The following is a 9,670-nucleotide window of genomic DNA, read 5'->3' on the forward strand; positions in this document are numbered from 1 at the left end:
GCCGAACGACGGCCCATGCACACCAGCCACTCTCGGAGGATTGCTTCATCAACGAGGCCAGCCCACTGCAAGGCACGGTTCAGGCCCGGATGTTTCCCGCTGAGGTCATTCATCACCGAACGCGGGATACGCACCACGTCGCAGGAGCTGATCGTTCCGATGCTGTGATCCATCTCGCCGAGGATCGACACGTTCAGGTCGCAGATACGCACCACGTCGCAGGAGCTGATCGTTCCGATGCTGTGATCCATCTCGCCGAGGATCGACACGTTCAGGTCGCAGAAGTCTCCCGGGATGAGGAAGGCGACAATCGACCGTCCACCGCCTGGAAGCACCTTATAGCGGCAGGCGAACCCTCTATGGATCAGGTGGACGTGATCGGGCACGTCTCCTTCCGAGATGAGTGCGGTTCGGGATGGAACATCGCGAACGCGCGCACTCGCATCAGTAAGAGCCTTCTCTTCGGCCCCAGACAGGACGAAACGGCGTCCAAGTTTCTGGATGAACGGATTGAGCATGCACCCTCCCGGGCCATGCCCTTCGACCAATATGTCGACCCAAACAATTGTAATAAAAAAGGTTTCAAAAAATCGAAATCTCTATGGCTTTGTGTTGTTCCGTACAGAACCGTACGAAAATCAGCGCCGACGATAAACGGGGAACTTCACGTACGGGATGGTTCGTGCTGCTCGCCGGAAATTGTGACCTTTGCGCTGTAGACGACATCCCCGGAGGCGTTACGAACCGTGGCCGTGAACGCCTGTTGATCGCTTTTTGGCAGAGCGTCTTTAGCGATTTCTCCGAGGGTCTTCAGAACCTCCGTCCGTGCAGTTTCTACGTCGGGAAGGTCGATGCCTTCCTCATCCCTGAGCTGGGTGAGACCGTCATCAAAGTCGAAATAAAGCTTCAACAGCCATGCTTTCGATGAAATTGCATTTTTTAACGATGATTGCATCGTATTAACCCGTACTGCGCTTGTCATTACCCGTTGTTAATCGGTGTTCTGTCGGTCGGGTATCTTACATTTACCTGATCGCGGCAGGTCAGATCACGTCACTTTCCGTCGCAATGTGGACGTTCGGTGTGGGTACCGAACGTTCGATTTTCCCTGCTAGCGGGCGTCTCCCACCGCAAGGCCCACCCCTGCGGCGTATCGGTTGGTTTCGAGGGGTTGTGCGAGCGCCCGCGTAGTTGGCGCCCTACCCTGGAAGGACTGGCGAGGGGCCGTCGCAAGCTTGGGTATAGGGCGCAGAAAGGCCTCTACCTCCCCATTTTCAGGCTTTGTTCGCCTGTGGAAGTCCGAATCAGACCGCGAGCAATCGGCTCTGCTCGCGCACGGTCCATGCGCCGGCAAAGCCGAAGCCCTTGCGCAGCCACAGCAGGGCCTCGAAGCCCTGGATCGTGCGCCGCGCCGTGTTGAACGATCGGAAGCCGCCCACCCGCGGCATCGGCCGTTTCACCCAGAAGTGGTCGCTCTCGATCCCCTGCTGCAGATGCTTGGTGACGGAGTGGATCGGCGTTCCCGGCAGCAGGCCCGCCTTCCGGCCCTCGGCGATAGCCGGCGGGTCGGTGCCGGCGCCATCCGTGCTGATGCGGTCTGGGGCGAGCAACGGCTCGGGCGAAAGCATCTTGCGAAAGAAGCGCTTGGCCGCATCGAGATCGCGGTTGGCGGTCATCAGGACGTCGACCGGATTGCCGTGCTTATCGACGGCCCGGTAGAGGCAGCGCCCATCACCTCGCACCTTGATGTCCGTTTCGTCGATCCGGACCGAGCCGCAGTGCGGTCTGCGGAGCTGCGGCAACCGCTTCTCGATCAGCGGCGCGTAGGCCAAGACCCAGCGGTTCAGGGTGCTGTGATCGACCTCCAGGCCACGCACCTCAGAACAACTCCTCAATGTCGCGGTCGCTGAGCTGATAGCGCAGATACCAGGAGACCGCCTGCACGATGAGCGACGCCTCGTCGTGCCGGCCCTTAAAGTCAGCCTTGGAGCGCTGCTTCAGCTTGGCGGCGATAGCGGACAGCATCATGGGCCGGCTCCAAGGCGGAGGCGGCAAGCTGGCCAGGGATGGCCCACGATCCCGTGAACGAAGGCGCGTTCGCGTTTGCGACAGAGCCTATGAGGTCTGTGCGCCTTGTAAGACCATGCGCTAGGTCTAGTAGCCGCAGTCGGTTCTTGCCAGTTGTTAATGTCTTTTTTCAAAATATCGCGGTAGCCGGGATAATTGCACATTTCAGTACAAATTTTCGGCAACCCTTTACCTGCTCCGGCATATAGAATTGTCGGAGCAGGTTGCTCATCATCAGCCAAGAACATCCGAATGCGCATACACGAAGGCACTAGGCGGGGTATTCTGAACTGGCAGCAGCGCATTGCTCAGCGCCGATCACATCGGTGGGCGAAATGGGTCTTAAGCTCTAGACACCCATCTCCTCCGGTCTCATTTGCTGAGGATTTTCAAGAAGACGATATATCACCCTTTGACGTGATCTACATGAATCGCGCAGCAAGAGCCCGGCACGAGGGTGTAGRGCATCTCGTTGCGGCGCATGAGACAACAGCCTCCTTGTAGCTTTGAGCGCTCAGGCAGCCTTCTTGCGACCCTTCCCTTTGCGCTGCTCTTCATCGATGCGTTCGGCAATCCGNCGCATGAGACAACAGCCTCCTTGTAGCTTTGAGCGCTCAGGCAGCCTTCTTGCGACCCTTCCCTTTGCGCTGCTCTTCATCGATGCGTTCGGCAATCCGGCCGAGGCCGATCGACTTGGCCAGCTCCGAGCGCATGGCGGCGTAGGACGGGGCGACCATCGGGTAGTCGGCCGGTAGGCCATAGCGCTGACGATAGCTCTGGGGATTAAGACCGTGGCCCGTCAGGTGGCGCTTCATGGTCTTGTAGCTCTTGCCGTCGAGGAAGCTGACGATGCCGTCCGGCGTCAGGGATTTCCGGATCTGAGCAGCAGTCGGCCTTTCGACCTCAGCTTCTTTGGACGCCTGTGCAGCACTGCTAGCAAGGCTGCCGAGTGCCGTGTGGATGGAGCGGATCAGGTCCGGCAGATCGGTTGGCCGAATTGAGTTGTTGGACACGTAAGCGGAGGTGATATGCTGCCGAGTGCCGTGTGGATGGAGCGGATCAGGTCCGGCAGATCGGTTGGCCGAATTGAGTTGTTGGACACGTAAGCGGAGGTGATATCGGCAGCGAGTTCGAGGAAACCAAGCACGTGAGTTTCAGGGGTTTCAGACATTCAAATTTCCGTTCTTATTCTAACGGTACAAAGATTATCATACAAAACTCAATTCCCGAAATAACGGAACCGTCACTATCGTACTGCTTGCATTATATTTACAATTAAAATTTATAAGATTGCTTCATAGGCGCGGTAATTCCGGCGTTGAACTGCGTATGCGATCGATGATTTCGCCATTGTCGAGCCAAGCCGTGGCTGTCTGGAGCCTCCGGAGATAGGGTCAATCTTGCTAAAGGGAATGCGGTCGCTTCTCGGACGGCGGATCATCCAGCAACTCGGCATGCCAGATAGGGGCGCCGCCCTCGATTGAGGCCTCACGCACCACACTGCCGACGATCTCGCCGTTGAGGATGAGATCGTAGCTGCCGGGGGCGAGGCGATGCAGCGTGTATGTCATCGGCCGCCCAGAGCTTCCTTCAATGTGCACCACGCCGCACTACCGCCGCTTCCGGCCGCTCCTGTTCGTTGTAAGCCTCGTCGAACAACCGGATAGCCGTGGAGGCTGACGCTCTCCAGTAGGGCTTGTCGCAAGCCGTGCCGTAGGCTGCATCAGAGGCTGGATCTCGCGCGTTTTCAGGTTTTGTTAACCGCCTGAAGTCCGAAGCAGACCCCGAGTAGATGGTTCTGTTCGCGGACCGTCCACGCGCCGGCGAAGCCGAAGCCCTTGCGCAGCCAGAGTATGGCTTCGAAGCCTTGGATCGTGCGCCGAGCCGTGCAGAAGGACTGGAAGCTGCCGATCCGCGGCATGCTCTTTTTGAGCCTGAAATGATCGCTCTCGAGACCTTGCTGTAGGTGCTTCGTGACGTAGTGGAGCGGCATGCGGGGCAGCAGACCCTCCTTGCGGCTTTCAGCAATAGCCGGCGGGTAGGTGCCGGCGCCATCGGTACCAACACGGTCCGGAGCAAAGAGAGGCTCAGCCGAAAGTATCTTGCGGAAGAAGCGCTTGGCCGCGTCGAGATCCCGGTGGGCGGTCAGCAGGAAGTCGATGGGATTGCCGTGCTTGTCGACGGCTCGGTAGAGGTAGCGCCACTCACCACGCACCTTGATGTAAGTCTCATCGATCCGGATCGACCCGCAGTGCGGCTTGCGGAATTGGCGCAGCCGCTTCTCGATCAACGGCGCGTAGGCCAGGACCCAGCGGTTCAGCGTGGAGTGATCCACCTCGACCCCGCGTTCCTCAGAACAGCTCCTCAATGTCACGATAGCTCAGCGGGTAACGCAGGTACCAGGCGACGGCCTGGATGATGAGCGCCGCCTCGTCGTGCCGGCCCCTGAAGTCGCGCTGGGCGCGCTGCTTGAGCTTCGCAGCGATGGCGGACAGGATCATGGGTGGCCTCCGGTTCAGAAGGCGCCATGCCGACCGTATGGTCAACGCGGGGTTAAACGCAGGTCCGATCGCGTTTGCGACACGCCCTCCTCAGGCTAGTTTCTGCCCTTCGTCGATCGCACGCCAGCATTTGGCTTGCCCCGCCGAGGAACGCATGCCTAACGTCCTACGCCGAACGGGTCGGATGGCGAAGGATTTGACTCGTTGGGCGCAGAGGACACGACGGCTGAGGCGGGCCTGCCGTACTTCTTCCTGACCACGTCAGGCTTGCCCCCGGGAGAAGCCTTCGAGCGATGGCGCACCCTCATGGCGCCGATGTACGAGGTTGGTCCGACCACGCCATCCGCCCTCCTGCCTTTCGGCACCAACGTCGCGTACCAGGTCGGTGACCTCGTTGCTCATCGTACACTGCTCTCGACCCAGCGGATCCAGCGGGACCGCCGACGCGTCGAGGCCGGTCCCGACCACTTCCTGTTCCAGCTCTGGCGGAGCGGCCGCTACCGAGGGACCATCGCTGGCCGTCCCGCCTCTGTCTCGGCTGGCGCCGTAGCACTCATCGGTCGCCGTCACCTGCTCGATGGTATGTTCGATCGGGCTGATACGACCGGCTTCGTCGTACCCTGCACCCATCTCCATGGATTGCCGCTCGAGGAGCACGGCCTCCTCTTCGATGCGGCCCGCAACCGGTTGCTGGCCACACAGATCCTCAGCATCTACCGTCGATTGCCGACCACGCGCCCAGACGACGCTCCGGCTCTCGCCAATGAGTTCGTCACCTTCCTGCGTCGCTTGCTCGATCCCTCGCAGGCCTCGGACGTGCTGGATGGCCGTGAACTCGACGGCAGCCTGATGGCGCTGGCCAAAACCATCGTGCGAGCGAACCTGTCGCGGCCCGATCTGTCACCGGAGTTCATCGCCAGGCAGATGCTGGTCTCGCGGTCCACCCTCTACCGACTGTTTGAGCCCGAGGGGGGCGTGATGTACTTCGTGCAAGGCGAGCGCCTAAAGGCGGTGCGCGATGCCCTTGCCGATCCCCTGGAGACTCGCACGATTGGCCGCTTGGGGGAGGTGTTTGCCTTCAGCAGTGTCTCGCAACTCAGCCGCAGCTTTCGCAACCGGTACGGCTCGTCGCCCCAGGCATGGCGTGGCGAGCGTCGGATGGCTCAGCGGATCGGCGGTCAGGGGACGTTGAAACACGTCTGGGCATGGCTGCGCGAAACCTGATTCTTCAATTGGTGGATGCCCTCTGTAGGGCGGAGTAAATCCAGGCCACTTGAGCTTCACCAAGCCCGGCAGAGCCCATCTTTTAAACGATCTCCGGATCAGACCCTTACGCCGACGTGGCAGCTGAGAGGCTGCGCATGAGGCCGGTGCGTTGAGGGCGGTTTAGTGGCCTAGATTTGCACCGCCCTCTACACCATACGGTCTGGTCTGCGTACCTCAGGCGAACAGCATGAGGTCGTTGTGGCCTGAGCCTGAGAGCAGATCGAGGTTGGTCACGCCGACAAGCTGGAACGTCTCGCTCATGCCCCCATGCGCGGCATCTGCTTTGATGGTGTAGCTATCTGACGTACCAACCTGCGCGAGAGTGGCCCCTGTCCCAAAGCCATAGAACGCTAGGCTGTCGCCAACCGTCACGCCTGCACCGGTGAAGTCGAGCACCTTATCGCCGACTGTCGCCCCAAAGCGGAACACGAAGGTGTCATTGCCTGCTCCACCCGTCAGGGTATCAGCGCCAGCTCGGCCATCGAGCACGTTAGCTCCGCCGTTTCCAACGATGGTGTTGGCCAGTCCGTTGCCAGTGCCGTTGATCGCAGCGCTCGTTGTCAACGTCAGGTTCTCGACGTTGGCGGAAAGCGTGTAGCTGACATTGGTCAGCACACCGTCAGTGCCAGCATTGGCTACCTCCACCACCACATCGCTGGAGATGTCGACCGTGTAAGTGTCGTTTCCAGCCCCGCCGATCAAAGTGTCGGCACCCAGGCCGCCGCTCAGCTTGTCCGCACCCGAGCCGCCCGTAAGGGTGTTGGCCAGCCCGTTCCCAGTGCCGATAAAGGCGCTCGTGCCGGTGTAAGTCAGGTTCTCAACGTTGGCGCCCAGAGTGTAGCTCGTCAAACTGGTCTGCACCGTGTCGGTGCCGGCACTTGCGGCTTCCGTGACGATGTCACCGGTATTGTCCACCACATAGGTGTCGTTGCCAGCTAGGCCCGTCAGGGTGTCAACACCGGCAGCGCCATTGAGGAGATCGTTGCCGCTGGTTCCGGTCAGGGTGTCGTTGCCCGCTGTGGCACCAGCCACCACGTTTAGGCCGGTACCGCCACCCGTACCTCCGGTCCCCGTGCCAGTGACCACGAAATCGGCTGCGGTGATCACGGCCTTGTTGTCGAGAACAGCGAACTGCACGGCAGCACCGCTGCCGCTACCATCGGTGTCGTAGGACAGACGACCGGTGGTCCTATCGTAAAGGATACGATCATCCCCATCGACCGCACTGGTGCTCAGGTCCTTGAAGGCGGCCGCGACCAAGGCTCCTCCCGCCAGACCCGTAAACATTGTACCATCGAGCTGGATGGTGTCATCCAATGCCACAAAGTCAGTGATACGATCGACGTTGCCCGAGCCCAACGCCGTGCTGAACGCGAAAGTATCGGCACCGGCGCCGCCTGTCAGAGTGTCGGCGCCGAACTTGCCATCGAGGAGGTTGGCGCCAGCGTTGCCAACGATGGAGTTGGCGAGGACGTTACCGGTGCCGCTAAGCGCAGCACTCGAGGCCAGGCTGAGGTTCTCGACGTTACCCCCTAGGGTATAGCTGACGCTGGACAGCACGCGATCCATACCCTCGTCTGCGAATTCCGTAACCACATCGCCGGTGCTATCGACTACATAAGTGTCGTTGCCGAAACCCCCGTACATCTTGTCGGCGCCAGCCTTGCCGTCGAGCTTGTCAGCACCATCATAACCAAACAGCCTATTGTTCAGCTCGTTGCCGATACCCATAAAATTACTGGTGCCGCTGTAAACCAGCTCCTCGACGTTGGCTCCGAGCGTGTAGCTCGCGAGATTGGTCTGCACCGTGTCGAATCCTTCGCCAGTGGCCTCAACGACAGTGTCTCCGACATTGTCGACGATATAGGTATCGTCTCCGGTTCCGCCGATCATGCGATCGGCCCCCTGTTTGCCGTTGATCGAATCGTTGCCGGCGAGGCCAATGATCGTATTGTCCTCGACGCTTCCCGTCAGCCTGTCGTTAAAGGTGCTGCCTTCCAGGTTCTCGATGCTCACAAGCCGGTCCTTGCCAAAGCCGGTCTCCTGCCAGTCCTTCAAGTCGAGGGAGACGGACACGCCATCCGTTGCCGACACATAGCTCGCCGTGTCGGTGCCGGCCCCGCCATCTATGCGATCATTGCCGCTACCACCGTCGAGCCAGTCGTTCCCGGTGCCGCCGACTAGGATGTCGTCGCCACCCTTGCCGTGAAGATGATCATTGCCGTCGCCGAAAGTGCCGTAGCGTGCCGGATCACCGCCACCGCCTCTGAGCGTGTCGTTGCCTGCACCGCCGATAACCTCATCGTTACCAGCCCGACCCTCCAGCGTGTGAGGCGCCGTGAAGCCCGGCCATTGGGCGAACGTCTCGGGGATATCATGGTTCGCTTGAATGGTGTGGTCGACTGTTCCATCGACATCGATCACCCACTGGCCGCTGACGAGTTGCTTGAGCGTATCGACGGCTGTCTTCAATTCACTTAAGTGCGCCTGAGGATAGATCACTTTATCGAGGTAGTTTGCTTCCGTCTGAGTAAGCGATGGTATCGTATGGTCCTCATATCTAAAGTTGCTAAATATTGCATGAACAATATCTATATCGATAACTTCACAGTCATTCCATGTTGATACGCTTCCTTCGCTGGTGTAAGTAGGGGAGAGTTTTACGGCGGCTTCAATATCTACATTACTATTACGAAAATCAGTTATATAAGCAGCCGCTCCAACGTTGTTTGGTCTGCCGTTTCCTGTATCAATATATGCTGTAAGTAATACCTCTTCTGTCATATAGTCATAACTAACGTCGATTTTCAGATTAATTGTATCGGATAGCTGCGCCTTGTACTTTGCGACTGATGTTTCCAGAACTTTAATAGCGTTTGAAAGTTCAGTTTTGGCGTCTCCAGAAGTCGCCCCATCGCTGGTCTCGCGGATAACGTTCACCCGAGTTGTGAAGGCCGTAAACAGCGACGGTAAGACGAGTGAGATGTCTGCTTTCTCATTTCCTGCAAAGACCTCTGCAGCGGTCAGCGCATCACGCGACTTCTCGATGGCAGAGTTCCGGTAAAACTCAGTGCCATTAAGCTTGTAATCATTAAGGTATTGTTGCGCATTTATTGCGCTGGTTTTGATCGAATTGAGCGCAATATTATGCACCTCGTCCTTAACCAAGCCGATGTCGTTAAGTATCTCTAGTCCTTGCTTATAGATATCGTCTAGCTTGCCATTCATCTCATTGAGAAGGTCCAAGCTAGGGTCACCATTGAATACACCAAATACTTCAAGAAGCTCGTTGGGAATTTCGACGCCAGGAATCATGCCAATTAAATTAAGGGCTTTACCTGTCATGTCGAAGGCGTCATTGGCATATCCCACGCCTTTGAATGCAGATTTTGCAACAGCCATTGTGTTTCCCCCAATCAAAAAACTTGATTGGGACTAGTACACTCTTTGACCTGTCGGGTAGGGGCGGACGCGACCTGTATGACGGAAACCTTTGTCTCTCCGTCTCACCGCATCTTTTTATGCGCTTGTGTCGTATGTCCTCCTACCTCTGGACCAACAGAGCCATGATCCGACGTTGGATCTGAAAACCTGTTGCAAGTCGGATCAAGTGGCATTTTTGCTGGGTCAGGGTCAGGTAGGCCAAAAGCCTAGGGTCTGGACTCGATCAGCACCAGAAGGCGATGACGGCAGCGAGTGCGACGGCCGAGGCGTAGTTGCGGGCCAGTTTGTCGTAGCGGGTGGCGATGCGACGGAAGTCCTTCAGGCGATTGAAGGTCGCCTCGATGCGCCAGCGTTCGCGGTAGCGGCGTTTGTCGTGGCGGATCTTCCGCTTG

General features: G+C 58.5%; 8 protein-coding genes and 2 pseudogenes. 1 reads left to right on the top strand and 9 read right to left on the bottom strand.

All coding sequences use genetic code 11. From position 1 onward, the window contains the following. The 7 genes and pseudogenes from ASF60_RS18205 to ASF60_RS18225 all read right to left on the bottom strand — a co-directional run. Positions 1-518 (bottom strand): Crp/Fnr family transcriptional regulator (locus ASF60_RS18205; protein WP_162241337.1); only part of this gene is annotated, 518 nt, incomplete at its 3' end. Positions 519-664: 146 nt separating this feature from the next. Beyond that, positions 665-955 carry a DUF6894 family protein gene (locus tag ASF60_RS18210; protein WP_156634282.1) on the bottom strand — a complete coding sequence of 97 codons (291 nt, stop codon included), beginning with the start codon at positions 953-955 and terminating at the stop codon, positions 665-667. Between the two features lie 349 nt (positions 956-1,304). Beyond that, a pseudogene (locus ASF60_RS18215) lies at positions 1,305-2,028 on the bottom strand (IS6 family transposase). 653 nt (positions 2,029-2,681) lie between these two features. After that, complete coding sequence (locus ASF60_RS18220; RefSeq protein ID WP_443136780.1) at positions 2,682-3,080, bottom strand: MucR family transcriptional regulator; 399 nt, start codon at positions 3,078-3,080, stop codon at positions 2,682-2,684. Then, complete coding sequence (locus tag ASF60_RS26290) at positions 3,038-3,238, bottom strand: MucR family transcriptional regulator (protein ID WP_082508066.1); 201 nt, start codon at positions 3,236-3,238, stop codon at positions 3,038-3,040. Before ASF60_RS26290 ends, ASF60_RS18220 begins: the two co-directional genes overlap by 43 nt. Before the next feature lie 232 nt (positions 3,239-3,470). Further along, positions 3,471-3,638 (bottom strand): hypothetical protein, encoded by a 168-nt coding sequence (locus ASF60_RS24740; RefSeq protein WP_156634284.1) that lies wholly within the window; start codon positions 3,636-3,638, stop codon positions 3,471-3,473. Between the two features lie 176 nt (positions 3,639-3,814). After that, positions 3,815-4,568: pseudogene (locus ASF60_RS18225) on the bottom strand (IS6 family transposase). A 204-nt stretch (positions 4,569-4,772) separates the two neighbouring features. Between ASF60_RS18225 and ASF60_RS18230 the strand changes: the two are divergent. Further along, positions 4,773-5,792: a helix-turn-helix domain-containing protein gene (locus ASF60_RS18230; RefSeq protein ID WP_056188311.1), complete on the top strand. Its 1,020-nt coding sequence runs from the start codon at positions 4,773-4,775 to the stop codon at positions 5,790-5,792. Positions 5,793-6,008: 216 nt separating this feature from the next. Here ASF60_RS18230 and ASF60_RS18235 read toward each other — a convergent pair whose 3' ends face one another. Both ASF60_RS18235 and ASF60_RS18240 read right to left on the bottom strand, forming a co-directional pair. After that, positions 6,009-9,236 carry a beta strand repeat-containing protein gene (locus tag ASF60_RS18235; RefSeq protein ID WP_082508067.1) on the bottom strand — a complete coding sequence of 1,076 codons (3,228 nt, stop codon included), beginning with the start codon at positions 9,234-9,236 and terminating at the stop codon, positions 6,009-6,011. 265 nt (positions 9,237-9,501) lie between these two features. Further along, a partial coding sequence (locus ASF60_RS18240) for a transposase (protein WP_156634286.1) occupies positions 9,502-9,670 on the bottom strand: 169 nt, incomplete at its 5' end.

Origin of the sequence: Methylobacterium sp. Leaf113 (assembly GCF_001423325.1) — a bacterium.
In the GTDB taxonomy this organism is placed as follows: domain Bacteria; phylum Pseudomonadota; class Alphaproteobacteria; order Rhizobiales; family Beijerinckiaceae; genus Methylobacterium.

Excerpts from the sequence above, each read along its gene's own strand:
- ASF60_RS18210 (WP_156634282.1), bottom strand. The coding sequence starts at position 955 with ATGCAATCATCGTTAAAAAATGCAATTTCATCGAAAGCATGGCTGTTG.
- ASF60_RS26290 (WP_082508066.1), bottom strand. The coding sequence starts at position 3,238 with ATGTCTGAAACCCCTGAAACTCACGTGCTTGGTTTCCTCGAACTCGCT.
- ASF60_RS24740 (WP_156634284.1), bottom strand. The coding sequence starts at position 3,638 with ATGACATACACGCTGCATCGCCTCGCCCCCGGCAGCTACGATCTCATC.
- ASF60_RS18235 (WP_082508067.1), bottom strand. The coding sequence starts at position 9,236 with ATGGCTGTTGCAAAATCTGCATTCAAAGGCGTGGGATATGCCAATGAC.